The 17,481-nt window shown below is 45.8% G+C and carries 15 protein-coding genes; 7 read left to right on the top strand and 8 right to left on the bottom strand.

What is annotated here, in order from left to right:
• Nucleotides 1-65 precede the first annotated feature (65 nt).
• The 5 genes from KHO06_RS12650 (at nt 66) to KHO06_RS12670 (ending at nt 6,702) form a co-directional block, all read left to right on the top strand.
• Complete coding sequence (locus tag KHO06_RS12650; protein ID WP_045373213.1) at nt 66-731, top strand: energy-coupling factor ABC transporter permease; 666 nt, start codon at nt 66-68, stop codon at nt 729-731.
• A gap of 158 nt (nt 732-889) precedes the next feature.
• Nucleotides 890-1,390 carry a YfbU family protein gene (locus KHO06_RS12655; RefSeq protein WP_005534010.1) on the top strand — a complete coding sequence of 167 codons (501 nt, stop codon included), beginning with the start codon at nt 890-892 and terminating at the stop codon, nt 1,388-1,390.
• A 489-nt stretch (nt 1,391-1,879) separates the two neighbouring features.
• Nucleotides 1,880-3,814 (top strand): PrkA family serine protein kinase, encoded by a 1,935-nt coding sequence (locus KHO06_RS12660; protein WP_005431706.1) that lies wholly within the window; start codon nt 1,880-1,882, stop codon nt 3,812-3,814.
• A 45-nt stretch (nt 3,815-3,859) separates the two neighbouring features.
• Nucleotides 3,860-5,131, top strand: a complete 1,272-nt coding sequence (locus tag KHO06_RS12665) for a YeaH/YhbH family protein (RefSeq protein ID WP_212581696.1) — start codon at nt 3,860-3,862, stop codon at nt 5,129-5,131.
• 11 nt (nt 5,132-5,142) lie between these two features.
• Nucleotides 5,143-6,702 (top strand): SpoVR family protein, encoded by a 1,560-nt coding sequence (locus KHO06_RS12670; protein ID WP_103410090.1) that lies wholly within the window; start codon nt 5,143-5,145, stop codon nt 6,700-6,702.
• 81 nt (nt 6,703-6,783) lie between these two features.
• On the opposite strand, the gene kdsB is transcribed toward KHO06_RS12670, so the two are convergent.
• From kdsB to KHO06_RS12695, 5 genes are read right to left on the bottom strand one after another with little or no spacing between them, the layout of a single operon-like run.
• Entirely contained in the window at nt 6,784-7,542 is a 759-nt protein-coding gene (kdsB, locus tag KHO06_RS12675) for a 3-deoxy-manno-octulosonate cytidylyltransferase (protein ID WP_038891570.1), read from the bottom strand.
• Nucleotides 7,542-7,721, bottom strand: a complete 180-nt coding sequence (locus KHO06_RS12680) for a Trm112 family protein (protein WP_005378451.1) — start codon at nt 7,719-7,721, stop codon at nt 7,542-7,544. Before KHO06_RS12680 ends, kdsB begins: the two co-directional genes overlap by 1 nt.
• Nucleotides 7,702-8,709 carry a tetraacyldisaccharide 4'-kinase gene (gene lpxK / locus KHO06_RS12685; protein WP_212581697.1) on the bottom strand — a complete coding sequence of 336 codons (1,008 nt, stop codon included), beginning with the start codon at nt 8,707-8,709 and terminating at the stop codon, nt 7,702-7,704. Before lpxK ends, KHO06_RS12680 begins: the two co-directional genes overlap by 20 nt.
• Before the next feature lie 5 nt (nt 8,710-8,714).
• The gene (gene msbA / locus KHO06_RS12690; protein ID WP_005431688.1) at nt 8,715-10,466 is read right to left on the bottom strand and encodes a lipid A ABC transporter ATP-binding protein/permease MsbA; all 1,752 of its coding nucleotides are present in this window, start codon (nt 10,464-10,466) and stop codon (nt 8,715-8,717) included.
• 31 nt (nt 10,467-10,497) lie between these two features.
• The gene (locus KHO06_RS12695; protein ID WP_212581698.1) at nt 10,498-12,756 is read right to left on the bottom strand and encodes a DNA internalization-related competence protein ComEC/Rec2; all 2,259 of its coding nucleotides are present in this window, start codon (nt 12,754-12,756) and stop codon (nt 10,498-10,500) included.
• Between the two features lie 8 nt (nt 12,757-12,764).
• On the opposite strand from KHO06_RS12695, the gene KHO06_RS12700 reads away from it, so the two are divergent.
• Complete coding sequence (locus KHO06_RS12700) at nt 12,765-13,274, top strand: DUF2062 domain-containing protein (RefSeq protein WP_005431694.1); 510 nt, start codon at nt 12,765-12,767, stop codon at nt 13,272-13,274.
• 202 nt (nt 13,275-13,476) lie between these two features.
• Here KHO06_RS12700 and lolE read toward each other — a convergent pair whose 3' ends face one another.
• The 3 genes from lolE to lolC are packed head-to-tail and all read right to left on the bottom strand — an operon-like array spanning nt 13,477 to nt 16,632.
• Entirely contained in the window at nt 13,477-14,721 is a 1,245-nt protein-coding gene (gene lolE, locus KHO06_RS12705; protein WP_212581699.1) for a lipoprotein-releasing ABC transporter permease subunit LolE, read from the bottom strand.
• A gap of 2 nt (nt 14,722-14,723) precedes the next feature.
• Nucleotides 14,724-15,431: a lipoprotein-releasing ABC transporter ATP-binding protein LolD gene (gene lolD, locus KHO06_RS12710; protein WP_212581700.1), complete on the bottom strand. Its 708-nt coding sequence runs from the start codon at nt 15,429-15,431 to the stop codon at nt 14,724-14,726.
• Nucleotides 15,424-16,632, bottom strand: a complete 1,209-nt coding sequence (gene lolC / locus KHO06_RS12715) for a lipoprotein-releasing ABC transporter permease subunit LolC (protein WP_212581701.1) — start codon at nt 16,630-16,632, stop codon at nt 15,424-15,426. Before lolC ends, lolD begins: the two co-directional genes overlap by 8 nt.
• 264 nt (nt 16,633-16,896) lie before the next feature.
• On the opposite strand from lolC, the gene KHO06_RS12720 reads away from it, so the two are divergent.
• Nucleotides 16,897-17,466 carry a PilZ domain-containing protein gene (locus KHO06_RS12720; RefSeq protein WP_212581702.1) on the top strand — a complete coding sequence of 190 codons (570 nt, stop codon included), beginning with the start codon at nt 16,897-16,899 and terminating at the stop codon, nt 17,464-17,466.
• Nucleotides 17,467-17,481 lie beyond the last annotated feature (15 nt).

Consider the following 17,481-nt stretch of genomic DNA (forward strand, 5'->3'; position numbering starts at 1 on the left):
ATATTAGACGTATTAGGAATACTAAGTAGTATGTAAAGCTCACAGGAATAGCGTTGGAATAACTCATGGATTGGTTTAATTTCGTTTCGGTCATCATTGTTTGCTGGGTCGCGGTCGTTTATTGCCTTCCCGATTGGCGAAAAGTGGTTTGGCCTAAAATGGAGCAAGAAAAGCCATTCCAACATTTGGTCTTCGCAACACTCTTCCTACTTAGCATTTTGTGGTCTGCCCAGGCCGGTGTGAAAGAAGGGTTACAAATTCACTTTCTTGCGTTGACGACGCTAACCATGATGTACGGTTGGCGAATGGCGTTTCTTCTCTGCATCCCTGCCATGATCGTCAATCACTTGATTCACGGCATACCGCTGTTAATGTTACCAAGCTCATTGGTGCTTTCTGCTCTGGTTCCAATTCTTATCAGCTATCTTATCTTTTTGCTAAGTTATCAGTATCTTCCGCGCAATATCTTCGTTTTCATTTTTGTAGCGGGATTCTTCAATGGTGCGCTCACTGGTAGCCTCCATTTACTCGTTAACTCTTTTTACCACCTCTCTATCGGTCATTACGACTGGCAAACCATCCAGCACAATTACTTTGTTTTTGTTCCATTGCTTGCCTTCCCTGAAGGACTTCTCAACGGAATGTCACTGGCTGTGTTGACGGTTTTCAAACCAGAATGGCTACGAGTCTTCTCAGACCGAGATTATATATACAACCATTACCATAAATAAGCTGTCATCGCCCGTTAACACAGCGTTTTTAAACTGGCTAAATTCAATAATTCTTGCCATTTTTCATATTAAATATGTGTTGAGATCATGTTTCACCTTCGTCCGAAACGTTAACCTAAGCACATTAAAAATGTATTAGATTATTTAGTGAGGTCATCATGGAAATGTCAAACGCTCAACGTTTGATTCTATCAAACCAGTACAACCTAATGTCTCAACTTGACCCTAGCAATGCGGCGAAATACAAGCGTCTACAAACCATTGTAGAGCGTGGTTACGAGCTGCAAATGCGCGAGTTGAACAAAGATTTTGGCTGCATCACCGAAACGGAATGTCGTGAAATCATCGACATTATGGAGATGTACCATGCAATGCAAGAATCAAACAAAATGCTGGATGATGAAGAGCGCGGCAAAGTGGACCAACGTCGTCTTCAGTTCCTTGGCTTTGATATCGCAACGGAAGCGCAGCAAGTGCATTACGTACGCTTCCTAGTGGATTCAGAAGGTCTTTACCCTCAATTTGACAAAGCGGACCATCACTTCAATAGCCAAATGCCAATGCTAGACAAATACCGTCGCATGCTAAAAACTTGGCGCAACTGCCCTCGTCAATACCACTTGTGTGCAAACGAACTGGCGCAAATCTTTAGTGCATAACCCAGCAAGTATCTGAAAAGGAGAGCAAAGGCTCTCCTTTTTCTTTTCCCCTGTCACAATTCAGCCTCATTCGTTAAGCACGCTTAAGTCTTTCATTCTCTGTAACTTGCACACAAATCACTAATCTCAGTGATTCAAAGCCACATATCTGATTTCTATCGCTCCTATTCACAGCTCAAATTGTTAATTCTCTAAACAGTGATTCAAATGTCACTTTTGCAATAAATTCATAATTGTTAAGCAAAATTGGAAATCCCCGACTAGGCTTAAATTGAGAAAGGGAGTGATTGAAAGGAACTTATCCATCGTTCTTCGTTGCAGTGAAAAAGTGTCCATAAAGCAAAGTCTTTGGTCTTGTCTAGCTTGCCTTCAGTACAAACCAAACGTGATAACAGGACGTATAACTTCATACAACGAAGGGCATATCAAGGTTGGGTAAGCCTGCGTCAACGTTCGTCGGTAGACTGACTAGTTAAAGGGGAAAGCGACATGAGTATTTTCGACCACTATCAATCAAGATATGAAGCTGCAAAAGATGAAGAGATGTCGTTACAGGATTTCTTAGCCCTGTGTAAAGACGACAAAAGCGCCTACGCTAACGCTGCAGAACGCCTACTTATGGCTATCGGAGAGCCAGAAGTCATTGATACTGCTCAAGATCCAAGACTGAGCCGTATATTCTCAAACCGTGTCATTTCGCGTTATGAAACCTTCAAAGATTTCTATGGCATGGAAGACGCAATCGAGCAGATTGTTTCTTACCTCAAGCATGCCGCACAAGGTTTGGAAGAACGCAAACAAATCCTATACCTACTCGGCCCTGTTGGTGGTGGTAAGTCATCACTTGCCGAAAAGCTAAAAGCCCTAATGGAAAAAATGCCCGTTTATGTGCTTAGCGCAAACGGCGAACGAAGCCCAGTTAACGATCACCCATTCTGTTTGTTCAATCCAACAGAAGATGGTGAGATCCTCAAGAAAGAGTATGGCATCGAGCATCGTTACCTACGTTCTATCATGTCACCATGGGCGGCAAAACGTCTTCATGAATTTGGAGGTGATATCACCAAATTTAAAGTACTGAAAGTTCGCCCTTCTATCCTTGATCAAGTAGCTATTGCGAAAACCGAGCCAGGTGATGAAAACAACCAGGACATTTCGTCCCTAGTTGGTAAAGTCGATATTCGTCAGTTAGAACATTACTCACAAGATGACCCAGATGCCTACAGCTACTCTGGCGCGCTATGTAAAGCGAACCAAGGCTTAATGGAATTCGTTGAGATGTTCAAAGCACCAATCAAGGTATTACACCCACTATTGACGGCAACTCAAGAAGGTAACTTCAACGGGACAGAGGGTCTATCAGCGATTCCATTCGACGGTATGATTTTAGCGCACTCAAATGAATCTGAGTGGCAAACCTTCCGTAACAACAAGAACAACGAAGCGTTCTTGGACCGTGTATACATCGTGAAAGTACCTTACTGTCTACGAGTGTCGGAAGAAGTTAAGATCTACCAGAAACTGCTTGAAAACAGTGAGCTATCTAAAGCACCTTGCTCACCAAGCACACTCGAAACGCTGGCTCAATTCAGCATTCTTTCGCGACTTAAAGAGCCTGAAAACTCGTCCATTTTCTCGAAGATGCGCGTGTATGACGGTGAAACACTGAAAGACACCGATCCGAAAGCGAAGAGCTACCAAGAGTACCGAGATTACGCTGGCGTTGATGAAGGCATGAATGGCCTATCAACCCGTTTCGCATTCAAGATCTTGTCTCGCGTATTCAACTTCGACCAAACAGAAGTGGCTGCAAACCCAGTGCACTTGTTCTACGTGATTGAACAACAAGTAGAACGCGAGCAGTTCCCTTCAGAAATGGCAGAGAAGTATCTTGAATTCTTGAAAGGCTATCTAGTGCCTCGTTATGTCGAGTTCATTGGTAAAGAAGTTCAAACTGCGTACCTAGAGTCTTACTCTGAGTACGGCCAGAATATCTTCGACCGTTATGTCACCTATGCAGACTTCTGGATCCAAGACCAAGAATATCGCGACCCAGAAACAGGCCAACTGTTCGACCGTGCTTCTCTAAATGCTGAACTAGAGAAAATCGAGAAAACGGCGGGCATCTCTAACCCGAAAGATTTCCGAAACGAAATCGTCAACTTTGTGCTTCGTGCGAAAGCCAATAACAATGGTCAAAACCCAGTTTGGACCAGCTACGAAAAACTGCGCACGGTAATCGAGAAGAAAATGTTCTCCAATACCGAAGAACTGCTTCCGGTTATCTCTTTCAATGCGAAAACCTCTTCTGAAGATCAGAAGAAACACGACGACTTTGTCGCTCGCATGATGGAAAAAGGCTATACCGAGAAACAGGTTCGCCTACTTTCTGAGTGGTACCTACGAGTACGTAAGTCATCCTAACCAGTTTGAGTTAGGTCGCTTGTGAAACATGAAGAGGGCTATTTCATGGCGCAATTTATAGACCGAAGGCTCAATGGCAAGAACAAGAGCGCTGTTAATCGACAGCGCTTCTTGAAGCGCCATAAAGAGCAGATTAAAGAGTCGGTAGCTGACGCAGTGAATCGACGCTCGATCACGAACACGGAAACGGGCGAAGACGTCGCAATACCGCACAAAGATATTAACGAACCTATGTTTCATCAGGGTAAAGGGGGCGTGCGCGACCGCGTGCATCCTGGTAACGACCAATTTATCACCGGTGACAAAATCGAACGCCCGAAAGGCAGTGGCCAAGGCGGCGGTGCTGGTGAAGGCAATGCCAGTCCTGACGGTGAAGGCCAAGACGAGTTCGTTTTCCAAATTTCAAAAGATGAGTACCTCGATATCTTGTTTGAAGATTTAGAGTTGCCGAATCTTGAGAAGAACCAAATTGCCAAAATCACAGAATGGAAAACCCACCGTGCGGGTTACCAAACCGCGGGTATTCCATCCAATATTGCCGTTGTTCGCTCGCTACAACAATCTCTAGCGCGACGCACGGCAATGACAGCAGGCAAAAAGCGTCTTCTTAATGAACTGGAAGATGAGCTTACTCGCATCAAAAACATCGAGCCCGCTCAACAGCTTGAAGAAAATCGTCTGAAGAAGGAAATTGAGGATCTGCGCAAGAAAATCGAAAGCGTACCCTTTATCGATACCTTCGACTTACGTTTCAAAAACTATGAGAAGCGCCCAGTGCCATCGAGCCAAGCGGTCATGTTCTGTCTAATGGACGTATCCGGCTCTATGGACCAAGCAACCAAAGACATTGCAAAACGCTTCTATGTACTGCTTTATCTGTTCTTGACGCGTACCTACGAAAACGTTGAAGTGGTCTTCATTCGTCACCATACACAAGCGAAAGAAGTCGATGAGCACGAGTTCTTCTATTCGCAAGAAACGGGTGGCACGATTGTTTCGAGCGCACTCAAACTGATGAATGAGATCGTTCAAGACCGCTACCCTGTTGGCCAGTGGAACATCTACGCGGCTCAAGCATCCGATGGCGATAACTGGGCAGACGATTCACCTCGCTGTCGTGACCTACTCGTCAATAAGTTACTGCCAAATTGTCAGTACTATTCATACATCGAGATCACTAGACGTTCCCATCAAACGCTGTGGCATGAGTATGAAAAGCTTTCCGAAGCCTTTCCAAACTTCGCCATAAAAAACATCCGCTCTGTGGAGGATATCTTCCCAGTCTTCCGTGAACTATTCCAAAAAGAAAATGCGTAAGGAGGCTAGCGATGAATACCGCAACGACAAACCTTTCGGGGGAAGCCTCGAAGAAACGCAGAGAAAATATGCTGCCAGATGGTCCAGATTGGACGTTTGAATTGCTGGAGCGTTACCACAAAGAAATCAAGCGTGTGGCGGAGCATTATCGTCTCGACACCTACCCTAACCAAATTGAGGTCATTACCTCAGAGCAAATGATGGATGCTTACTCAAGCATCGGTATGCCCATCAACTACAACCACTGGTCGTTTGGTAAAAAATTCATCCAAACGGAGCAGAACTATAAGCACGGCCAAATGGGGTTAGCTTACGAAATCGTGATCAATTCTAACCCATGTATCGCTTACCTGATGGAAGAGAACACCATCACCATGCAAGCACTAGTTATTGCTCACGCTTGTTATGGGCACAACTCGTTCTTCAAAGGTAATTACCTGTTCCAAACTTGGACCGACGCCAGTTCGATCATTGATTACCTACTGTTCGCGAAGAACTACATTGCGGAATGTGAAGAGCGTTATGGCGTACATGAAGTTGAACAACTACTCGACTCTTGCCATGCTCTAATGAACTTCGGTGTCGACCGTTACAAGCGACCTGAGAAGATTTCCATCAATGAAGAGAAAGCTCGTCAGGAAGAGCGTGAAGCTTATCTGCAATCGCAAGTGAACGAACTATGGCGAACCGTTCCACAATCGAAAACCAAAGAAGAAGACATCAAAGTGCGCTTCCCGAGCGAACCACAAGAGAACCTGCTCTACTTCTTTGAAAAACACGCGCCACTGCTTGAACCTTGGCAGCGCGAGATTGTGCGTATCGTGCGTAAGGTAAGCCAATACTTCTATCCACAAAAGCAAACTCAAGTCATGAACGAAGGCTGGGCAACCTTCTGGCACTACACCATCCTTAATCACCTTTACGATGAAGGTTTAGTGTCTGAGAAGTTCATCCTCGAGTTTCTGCACAGTCACACTAGTGTGGTTGCACAGCCACCTTACAACAGCCCTTACTTTAGCGGCATTAACCCGTATGCGCTTGGATTCGCGATGTTCCGTGATATCAAACGTATCTGTGAAGAACCAACAGACGAGGACAAAGAGTGGTTCCCTGAGCTAGCAGGAACAGACTGGCTAGATGCGGTTCACTTTGCCATGCATAACTTCAAAGACGAGAGCTTTATTAGCCAATACTTGTCACCGAAGCTCATGCGTGATTTCAAGTTGTTTGCCATCAATGACGATGATCGTAAAAACTTCATCGAAGTTGCCGCCATTCATGATGAGATGGGGTACCGACGCATTCGTGAAACGCTGGCTGCACAATATAACTTGGCGAACTTAGAGCCAAACATTCAGGTTTTTAACGTGGATGTCCGCGGTGACCGCTCGTTAACGCTGCAATACGTCCCTCATAACCGCATTCCTTTGGATAACAGTTATGAAGAGGTACTTAAGCATGTGTATCGCTTGTGGGGCTTCGATGTGATTTTAGAAGAAGTGAAAGACACCGGACACAGAGAGATCCTCTCAACCTGTCCGAAACGCAACCAGTACGACACCAATATCTAACCGATACAGCGTCCGAGCTATCGTAGATACAAAAAGGCTCCTCAATGAGGAGCCTTTCTAATTTGAGAATCAATACCAAGCTTATTGTGCTTGCTTAGCGACAATGGCTCGTACTGCTTCTAAATCTTCTGGTGTATCCACACCTGCTGCTGGCGCTTCTTTTGCCACTTCAACATGAATCTTTTCACCGTACCAAAGCACGCGAAGTTGCTCTAGACACTCGATTTGCTCAAGTGCGCTTGGCTGCCAATTCACGTAAGTATTAATGAAACCCGCGCGGTAAGCGTAGATACCGATGTGACGCATCAATGGATTCGCGATGGTTTTGTCTTGCTTAGCAAAGTTGTCACGATCCCAAGGGATCGTTGCGCGACTAAAGTACATGGCATAACCACGCTCGTCCGCAACCACTTTCACCGCATTCGGGTTGAAGACTTCCTCTTCCGATTCAATCTCAACCGCAAGCGTTGCCATTGGTGCATCGCAACCTGCTAGGTTGTCAGCCACTTGGCGAATAATCGATGGCGGAATCAATGGTTCATCACCCTGAACGTTAACCACAATGTGGTCTGCAGGGATAGCCATTTTTTCTACCACTTCCGCTAGTCGCTCAGTGCCAGATTCGTGGTTTGGCGAGGTCATACAAACCTTGCCACCAAACTGCTCTGCCGCCGCCGATACGCGCTCATCGTCAGTTGCGATAATCACGTCTTCTGCGCCCGCTTGTAAGGCTTGTTCATATACCCATTGGATCATTGGTTTACCACCAATGTCTGCCAACGGCTTACCCGGTAAGCGGCTTGACGCGTAACGTGCAGGAATGACAACCGTAAAAGACATTAGCGTCCCTCGTCCATGCTCATAGTTCGTGCTTCTGGCTCAAGCAGAACAGGAATACCCTCTTTGATTGGGTAAGCAAGACGATCCAGTTTGCAGATCAACTCTTGATTATCTTTGTCGTACGTCAGCTTACCTTTGCACACAGGGCAAGCTACAATCTCAAGCAGACGGTGATCCATAAGTCGCTTTAACCTCTTTAATTCGATTTAAAATTCGCTCTGCGTCGTTTGATTCAAACTGAGCAGAAACGGGTAGATACCACCAATTGTCTTGCGCATAACTGTCGCATTTGACGGCATCCTTTTCTGTCATAATCACATTCGCTCCTTGTTGAGCCAATGCTTGTAATTCTTGCTGATCAAAGTCTTGATGATCGGCAAAGCCTTTCGTCACTTTGATATCCGCATTCATTGCGTTAAGTGTATTAAAAAATCGTGCTGGATGCCCAATCCCCGCAAACGCAACGAGATCACGTAATTCACTGACCTCGACTTGTTGCTTGGTCTTCAGGTTTATCGCCTTTGATGGCGCTAAAGACATTGGCATTTCGCCTTGCTTAGCTTGACCACCATTCGTGATGATAAAGTCGACTTCAGCGAGACGCTCTACCCCTTCACGAAGAGGACCAAGTGGAATAAGGCTTTCATTGCCAAAGCGGCGATTACCATCAACGATAACGAACTCGATATCTCGCTCTAGAGCGTAATGCTGGAGGCCATCGTCAGTAATAATGATGTCAACGCCAGTTTCAAGCAATGCTTTCACCGCATTGGCACGAACCGGGTCTACAGCGACAGGTGCAGCAGTACGGCGATAAATCAGCTTCGGCTCGTCACCACAGTGTTTCGCTGGTGTATTGTCATCCAAAACAAGCGGATACTGCGGCGCTTTCGCCCCATAGCCACGAGACACAACGCCTGGTTTGTAACCAAGCTGCTGTAATTGCTCCACCAGCCACACAACAACTGGTGTTTTACCATTACCCCCAGCCGTGATGTTACCCACCACAACTACAGGCACTGGCGCTTTGTAAGCTTGTTTTTTACCTGATTGAAATTGTTGACGCTTAGACTTACTGATCGCACCAAACAACAAGCTCAGTGGCCACAAAAGCGGCCACAGTAGGTATTTGAGAGGATGGTTTTCGAACCAGATTTTTTCAACCACAGTTCTTAGGCACCAAATTGGATTCGATGAAGTTGAGCGTACGCGCCATCTTTCTTGGCAATCAGCTCCGCGTGGTTACCGCGTTCAACGATAGAACCTTCATCTACCACTAGAATTTCATCTGCATTCTCGATAGTCGACAGTCGGTGTGCAATCACCAATACCGTCTTGTCTTTTTGCAGTTCATCCAGCGCCGATTGAATAGCACGTTCAGATTCCGTATCCAGAGCTGATGTCGCTTCATCAAGAACCAAAACAGGGGCATCACGAAGAAGTGCACGAGCAATAGCGACACGTTGACGTTGACCGCCAGATAGACTCGCGCCATTCTCACCAATCATCGTATCAAGGCCGTCTTCCATCTTGCTGACGAACTCAGTGACGTGAGCAAGTTTAGCGGCTCGTTCGATGTCTTCACGTGTGTATTGATCTTCTGTCGCGTAAGCAATGTTGTTTGCAATCGTGTCATTAAACAAATGTACGTTTTGCGATACCAATGCAAACTGCTCGCGCAGGTTCTTAAGCTCGTAGTCACGAATATCATGGCCATCAAGTGTAATTGAACCACCGCTGACGTCGTAAAAACGGTTGAATAAGTTCGCGATGGTACTCTTACCCGAACCTGAACGACCAACAAGAGCAACTGTCTTGCCTTTTGGAATATCAAAGCTCACGTTCTCAAGTGCCGGTTTCTCTGCACCTTCGTAGGTAAAGCTGACTTCTTTTACTGCAACGTCGCCATTTGCACGTTCTACAGTGAACTTACCTTCGTTCTTCTCTGGCTCTAGGTCTACCAGGGCAAACAAGGTTTGGCTCGCTGCCATACCACGTTGGAACTGAGAGGTTACGTTTGTCAGCGCTTTAAGCGGACGCATCAAACCAAACATTGCTGAGAATACAACGGTAAATGTGCCCGGCGTTAACTGTTCTTTGATTGAGTCGATACTTGCTAGGTACAGAACTACAACAATCGCAATAGACGCGATCATTTGAATGATTGGGTTTGCTGCAGCTTGAGCTGTCACCAACTTCATGCTTTGTTGACGCATTTGGTTGCTGACTTTTTCGAAGCGCTTGCCTTCGATATCTTGACCACCGTAGCTTAGTACGACTTTGTGACCTTTTAACATTTGCTCAGCAGAAGCCGTCACATGCCCCATCATGGTCTGCATGTTCTTCGAAATCTTACGGAATCGCTTAGAAACGATACCAATGCCCCAAGCCACAACTGGTGCAACAGCAAATAGTACTAGAGAAAGCTGCCAGCTGTTGTAGAACATCAGCACAAGAAGACCGATTATGCTCGCACCTTCACGCACAATGCTGACTAACGCTTGGCTGGTTGCTGCAGAGACCTGTTCCGAATCATAAGTAATACGAGACAGTAAATTACCTGTTTTTTCTTTATCAAAGTAAGAAACTGGCATATGCATGAAGTGATTAAACACCATGCGACGAATTTGCATCACCACGTTGCCAGATACCCAGCTCAAGCAATAAGTGGAGACAAATCCGCTCACACCACGAATGAACATCATGGCGAAAACAATCAATGGAAGCGTGCGTAGAAAATCCGATTCCGCATTACCAAAACCTTCATCAAGAAGTGGTTTTAGCAAAGAAATCATATAGGTATCTGAAAGTGCATTAATCACTAATGCAATGACGGCAACGATAATGCCTGACTTATAAAGGCGAATAAATTGCCATAGACGCTTAAACGTCTGCCAGGTCGTTTCATCAGTATTTATCGACATAGAAGTGCTTTATTTTCTTACATTAAGACTCTTATTCTACTCCCTTACGCAGCATCTGCCTATACCAAGGCTCAAATGTCTCACTACGTTTAGCTTCAAAGTACCAATTGTCTCGCTCAATAAACACCGATACCTGCCCATGATTTCCCGTATCCAGCCAGTGGGCATTTGCTGCCTGATAAGCCGATAAAACATTTTCAGCAGGCATGCCCCACTGATTACTTTTTGCTAACGAGGCTATCGCCAAGGTTGGAGAGACAGTTTGAACAAATTTTGGATTCGAAGAGCTCTTGCTACCATGATGAGGAACCAACATAACATCACTCTCTAGCTTGTTGGGTTCACGCATAAGTATCCACTCACTGACGGCTTCAATATCGCCAGTCAAAAGCAATTTAAAACCCGATTCCTTATCCACAACTCGAACAACACACGAATGAGGATTATAAGCACGGTTTACCTGCTTAGGTGGCCATAGGACTTCAAAATAAAGCGCCTGCCAATACCAGCGTTCACCCGCAATACAAGATTGGTAGTTAGCGTAGTTTTGACTGCTGAATTTCTGCGCTGGCGAAAAGTACTGCTCTATATACTGCCTACCTCCAGCATGATCCGAATCAGCATGACTGATAATGAACATATCAATGGTACCAAAACCTCTGCGATGTAATACGGGAGAGATAACTTGCTGAGCTATGCTCCCTGAGTTCCAAGCTTTGCCTGTGTCATAAAGCGCCACCTTTCCATGCTTCTCAATTAATACCGCAAGGCCATGCCCTACATCTAACACGTCCACTCGCCAAGAATTTGTTGTACGCTCATAAAATAGGGCGACACCCGTCACTAGCATGACTAACGTAACGAGCGAGCCCCGATTCAAAAAACGTCTCAATAATCCACAGATGGCAACTGCGAGTATCGTTAAGGTCAAAGGCAAACTTACAAAATGCCAACTCCCGACCGCAAACTGTAATGACCATGTCAGTGGCAACAACACCCAATCCACCAGTTGCCAAAGCACACCAGCCAACTGAAAAGCAATTGGGGTTACAATCAGCGCTAGGAACATCAAAGGGACGACCAAAAAACCAAACCAAGGAATGAAAACTAGGTTGTAAGCAATGGACACCAAACTTGTTCCAGAGAAAAACGCACCGCTGATTGGCACGATAAGTAAAGTAAGTACTAACTGTATTTTTAGTAGTGAACTCAGCTTCGTTTGCCAATTGCCGCGTCGCTGTTGAACCACATTCACGGCCAAAAGCACGGCAACCACGGACAGATAAGACAACCAGAAGCTCATCGTGAATGAAGCAAAAGGCTCGATGAAAAGCTGTATCGAGACAGCGAGTAGTAACACTCGCCAAGGACTCCAATGAACCAAAGCCGCTTTAAGCACGAGATAAATGACACAAACCGAAAAAGCACGGGTTGTAGGTAAGGAAAAATCGGCCAACCACGCATAAACGAGCGCTGCCAATAAACCGACAGCGGAAGGAAGGTGAACAAACTTGGGGAATAGAAGCCGAATGACAAAGCCCAAACTCATGCCAAACGCAAACGCCATTCCAATATGCAAACCAGAGATCGAGACCAAATGCAGCAGCCCGCTATCTCGCAGAGACTGCCAATCCTGTTTAGCAAGCAGGGAGCGGTCACTAAATGCTAATGCACTGATTAACGGGAAATGGTCAAGTTCAGCAATATGAGTATCAACGGCCGTAATGATTTGCGGTCGAAATGAAGAGTGTGTACGAATCAACCATTTCGCGTCATCAGGTGTGACAGCTCTAGCGACAATACCCTTACCTATCGCTTGCTTTTCCGCATCAAACCCCGCCTCATTCTTCAAACCCAGAATCGGTTTGATCGTCACCTGAGTAGTGAACTCACTGTTAATGGGCAGTGGGAAAGCGGTTATCAATCGGATTTTCGGTTTAAGAAAAGGTAACAGGTTTTGAGAATTCACCTGATTGATCTGCGCAATTCCTTCATATCCGTGACTTATTTGCGTAAAAGGGCTGTCAACTTTGCCATTTATGGTAATATTCACCCCTGCTCGAAACAGGGCTTGTCTTTGATGCTCCATAACATTGCCGTGGATAATGACAACCATAAAGCCCCAAATTACGCCTATGCTCAATAAGCCACGACGTAATTTGATAATCGAGCCAGTGGCAATTATTCCCAGCAGCAACCATCGCCAATCAGGCATCGTCGGCCACCACGCAGACGATATAACGCTCGCTACAAATAACGCCAAGGTCAAACTTTTTTCTAAGAGAGTCATGTCGTCCTATGCCTAGAAAGCTGATAAAACGCTTCATGCCAGATCATGAAATGATCAAACGCCAAAAAGCACTGAAGGTCTTCGGCAACGTTTTATACAACCCAAACTTGTGGTGTTTAAATCGTCGCTCTGCATCAGGTGCTTTTGCTGTTGGTCTGTTTATGGCGTTTGTTCCGCTTCCGAGCCAGATGATCATGGCGGCGGGTCTCGCCATCATGCTTGGTGTTAACTTGCCTCTATCTGTTGCCCTTGTCTGGATCAGTAATCCAATCACCATGCCGGTGCTGTTCTACTTCGCATACAAACTTGGCGCATTGGTCATGCATGTACCACCACAACCGTTCCACTTTGAGTTGTCGTGGGAATTCATCATGCAGCAAATGAACACCATTGGGCCTCCATTTCTACTAGGCTGCGCAATCTGTGGCGTGGTATCAGCCATCATCGGCTATTTTGGTATACGTGGACTATGGCGTTACTCAGTGGTCAGAAGCTGGCAAAAACGTAAGATACGATAAGTACTTCTTCTTCAATTGGCAGGTTGCAGAACATCGAATGGAGAACAGTTAACGTTCGAAATGAAAGGCGATGTAACTCAAGTATGAAAGCTACCGAGCCACTGCAGAGATAGTTCGATTACAGATAAAAGAAAGGACCGAGATTCGGTCCTTTTTTGTGTCAGTGAGTGACCAGCGCTTCGCTAAGTTCTAGTTCTATCCACTACTTTGAACTCAATACTGCCGCTGGGTTAAGCTTCGCTGCACGAGATGCGGGATACCAAGTAGCTAGCAAGCTAAGAACAATCGCTGTAATGGAAACTAAAGCGACATCAGGCCAGTGCAACTGCGATGGCAAGAAGTCGACAAAATAGATATCCCCCGAAAGGAATTGGTGACCAATTAAGGCTTCCAGCCCCTTAATAATCGGTGTGAGGTTGAGAGCGACAAGAACGCCAACGACACTGCCAGCAAGACTGCCGAATACGCCAGAGAAGACGCCTTGCCACACAAAGATACGTTTAATCAAACCATCCTTTGCACCCATAGTACGAAGAATCGCAATCTCGGCAGCACGATCTTTCACCGCCATCATCAGTGTCGACACAATGTTGAAACACGCCACACCGATAACCAAGACCATCACCAAGTACATAATGGTACGAACGAGCTGAATATCGCGATACAAGAAGCCGAACTGTTGTTGCCAGCTTTTCAGGTAAACATACACATCAATCAGATTGCCCACTTCTCTCACAATCGAAGGGGCGTTCAGAACATCATCGGTTTTAAGAGAAATCCCGGTAACGCCATCCCCCAAGCGTGCATAAGCTTGTGCATCCTCCAGAGGCACTAAAGCCAATGAGTGATCGATTTGACCATTAAGAGTCAAAAATCCAGCCACCTTAACGCGAACTCGTTTTGGTGCTTGAACCTTATTAGTGCTGCCAGTCTGGGGAATCATCAAAGTAATGTAATCACCCACATCGACGTTAAGCTCATTCGCTACACCACGCCCCAAAATGACTTGCTGTTGGCCCGCATAGAAGTTCTGCCATGCTTTTGGATCAATGAACTCCGACATGCTCGAGACCGCTTGTTCAAAAGCAGGATCCACACCACGCACTTCAATCGCCTTAAGCTTGCTGCCCTTTTCTGCCAACCCCGTAAATCGAACATAAGGCGCCGCTGCGACAACATGTTCATGCTTCAAGGCTTGGTTCATGGTCTTGGTGTAGTTATGTAGCGGACCGTTTACCCCTTCTAACTCCCCATGTGGGATTACCGATAAAACACGTGACTGTAGCTCACGCTCAAAACCGTTCATGGCGGATAGACCTATAATGATCACCGCAACACCAACCGCAATACCAATGGTGGAAGAGAGAGAAATGAACGACACCATCTTGTTACGCTTTTTCGCGCGACTAAAACGGCCACCGATCATCAATGCTAAAGATGAAAACAAAATTAGCCCTCCGCAGTCGCTGTTTGAACAGTAAAGCGATCCACCAGCAACCCATCTTGCATGTGCATTTGACGGTCCATTTTCGCGGCTAACTCGTTATCGTGGGTCACCACCAAGAAAGCGATGTTCGATGCCTGGTTTAGCTCACGCATCAAATCGTAAATCGCCAATGCGGTATTGTGGTCTAGGTTACCCGTGGGCTCATCAGCCAAAACCAAGTCAGGCTTATTAACCAAAGCACGGGCAATCGCAACACGTTGGCGCTCACCACCAGATAGCTCCGAAGGACGGTGATCCATGCGGTGTTCTAGGCCAACTTTCTCAAGTAGAGCTTTTGCTTCCGCTTTCGCATCCGCTACTTTTGCGCCCCCAATCAACAATGGCATCGCAACGTTTTCTACTGCGGTAAAGTCAGCCAATAGGTGATGGAACTGATAGACAAAACCAAGGTGTTTGTTTCGTAGTGCCGCTTGCTTGTTTGAACTTAGCGCAGACAAGTTCTGCCCTAGAAAATCCACTTCACCTTGAGATGCATCATCTAAAGCACCAAGGATGTGAAGCAGCGTACTCTTACCTGAGCCAGATGAGCCAACAATAGAAACCAGTTCACCTTTGTCGAGATCAAAACTCACGCCTTTCAACACTTCCGTATCTAACGAGCCTTCTCGGTAGACTTTACGAATATCACGACATTCTAATAGCTTATTCATAGCGAAGTGCCTCAGCAGGTTTAACAGAAGATGCTCGGTAAGACGGGTAAACAGTTGCAGCTAGACTCAGAGCAATCGCCAGCACTACCACTAATAAAATTTGGAATGAATCAATCACGATTGGCAAGTGACCACCAAAGCTAAACAAGGCAACGCCTGCCGCTTCCAGAATGGCATTGAGATTGAGCGATAGAGCAACGCCGACTGCGCCACCAACAATCGCACCAATCACACCACTACTCGCGCCCTGCACCATGAAAATCGCCATCACTTGAGATTGCTTCATGCCTTGAGTTTTGAGAATCGCGACTTCCGATTGCTTCTCCATCACCACCATGATCAACGCAGAAATAATATTAAATGCTGCTACGCCAACAATCAGCCCCAGCATCAAGCCCATCATGTTCTTTTCCATTTTTACTGCTTGGAAAAGCTCACCACGCTGCTCACGCCAGTCACTCCATTGCCAACCTTCCGGCATTGGCTTATCTGCAAATTCCGTCACCATGAATGGGTCAGAGAAGAACACACGCCAACCGGATACCGTATTTTTCGGTAAACGCATCAATTTAGAAGCATCAGTCATGTTGACGATCATAAGCTGACCATCCACATCTGAGCCGGTATTAAAGATACCCGCTACGGTGAAGTTACGTTGACTTGGGATTCGACCTAATGGGGTAAATTGCGTCGCATTGGTCACCATTAAGCGGACTTTGTCACCCATCGATACTTTAAGAGAGCGCGCCAAACTGTGACCAAGGAAAACCTTATATTCACCCGATTGTAGTGAAGATAAGCGACCTGCTATCAAGTGATTGGAAATAGGATCGCCAAGTTTAGGCTCGATACCAATCAAGTAACCAGCGGTTAGCTGCGCGGAACTTTGGATCACCGCTTCACCACGCACAATCGGCTCTGGCTCAGCAATGGTCGACATATTTTGAATGAATTGGGGCGCCGTCTCGCTCATTGGCGTTTTGCCATCATGCTGAGAAACGACAGCATGAGGAAGTACGCCTAAAATGCGCTCTTTAAGCTGAGCTTCAAAGCCATTCATCACAGACAGTACTGTCACCAACGCCATCACACCAATCGTGATACCTGCGGTCGACATGTAAGAAACGAATCGACTGAATCTATCCCCGGAGCGTCCCCGAAGATACCTCAAGCCAATAAACAAAGAGATAGGATGATACATATAGGACAAACCAACTGGTTTTCTAATAATGGAGCCAATACTTAGCTAATTAATACCGGTTATCTTACCTTACTCTTACTATGAAGAAGACAAGATAATCGCTAAATTTGTCAACGACATGCAATAAGTCCCCATTTACTGCAAAAAGTTCAGCCATAAAAACAGGTAAACTTGATAACTTACCCTGATTAGCGATAATCACTCCCCTATCCTACTCATTCTTCAATGAAATGAGAGCGCTCGATGGCAGAAAAGGACCAAATTATGACAGAGCAAGAATACTTCACCGTGCACCACAATCTGACGATTAACGTCGAAACGTTAGGGACGGACTTTGCTCTACCAGATGAGGCCACTTTTGTATCTGAAATTCCAGCACCGTTCATCGTCGCAAGTGAATTCAGTCACTTAGATATGTTAGCGGATAACGCGAGGCTGGAACTGCAAAATAAAGAGTTGAAACACGTCATCAGCTTGCTGGATACCCAAAACTCAAAACTCAACTTACTGCTGAGTTTTATGCTTTCTCAGCAAGATGATATTGCACTGCGTTTTCAAACCACGCAATTCGGTGCAAGCCAACTGAGCTATCGCAGCGCTTCTGCCGCAGAAAAAGACCAACTGGTTCGAGTGAAACTCTTCTTAGATCATCCTGCCGCAGCAATTTACTGCTACGCTCAGGTAGTAGAGTGCGAACAATCAGAGCAAGGTTATGTGGTTACACTCAAGTACAAACTGCTTCGAGAAGCTGACCAAGATTTATTAATCAAAGCCGCGCTATACCAACAGCAAAAATTACTCCGTCAGCGCTCACTAGAGCGAGAAAACAAATAACCCTCATGCTCCTAA

The organism is Vibrio sp. B1FIG11, assembly GCF_905175335.1.
Lineage (GTDB): Bacteria > Pseudomonadota > Gammaproteobacteria > Enterobacterales > Vibrionaceae > Vibrio > Vibrio campbellii.

What these genes read in the sequence shown, in the direction of transcription:
- KHO06_RS12650 (WP_045373213.1), top strand. Translation starts at nt 66, where the DNA reads ATGGATTGGTTTAATTTCGTTTCGGTCATCATTGTTTGCTGGGTCGCG.
- KHO06_RS12655 (WP_005534010.1), top strand. Translation starts at nt 890, where the DNA reads ATGGAAATGTCAAACGCTCAACGTTTGATTCTATCAAACCAGTACAAC.
- KHO06_RS12660 (WP_005431706.1), top strand. Translation starts at nt 1,880, where the DNA reads ATGAGTATTTTCGACCACTATCAATCAAGATATGAAGCTGCAAAAGAT.
- KHO06_RS12665 (WP_212581696.1), top strand. Translation starts at nt 3,860, where the DNA reads ATGGCGCAATTTATAGACCGAAGGCTCAATGGCAAGAACAAGAGCGCT.
- KHO06_RS12670 (WP_103410090.1), top strand. Translation starts at nt 5,143, where the DNA reads ATGAATACCGCAACGACAAACCTTTCGGGGGAAGCCTCGAAGAAACGC.
- kdsB (WP_038891570.1), bottom strand. Translation starts at nt 7,542, where the DNA reads ATGTCTTTTACGGTTGTCATTCCTGCACGTTACGCGTCAAGCCGCTTA.
- KHO06_RS12680 (WP_005378451.1), bottom strand. Translation starts at nt 7,721, where the DNA reads ATGGATCACCGTCTGCTTGAGATTGTAGCTTGCCCTGTGTGCAAAGGT.
- msbA (WP_005431688.1), bottom strand. Translation starts at nt 10,466, where the DNA reads ATGTCGATAAATACTGATGAAACGACCTGGCAGACGTTTAAGCGTCTA.
- KHO06_RS12695 (WP_212581698.1), bottom strand. Translation starts at nt 12,756, where the DNA reads ATGACTCTCTTAGAAAAAAGTTTGACCTTGGCGTTATTTGTAGCGAGC.
- KHO06_RS12700 (WP_005431694.1), top strand. Translation starts at nt 12,765, where the DNA reads ATGCCTAGAAAGCTGATAAAACGCTTCATGCCAGATCATGAAATGATC.
- lolD (WP_212581700.1), bottom strand. Translation starts at nt 15,431, where the DNA reads ATGAATAAGCTATTAGAATGTCGTGATATTCGTAAAGTCTACCGAGAA.
- lolC (WP_212581701.1), bottom strand. Translation starts at nt 16,632, where the DNA reads ATGTATCATCCTATCTCTTTGTTTATTGGCTTGAGGTATCTTCGGGGA.
- KHO06_RS12720 (WP_212581702.1), top strand. Translation starts at nt 16,897, where the DNA reads ATGACAGAGCAAGAATACTTCACCGTGCACCACAATCTGACGATTAAC.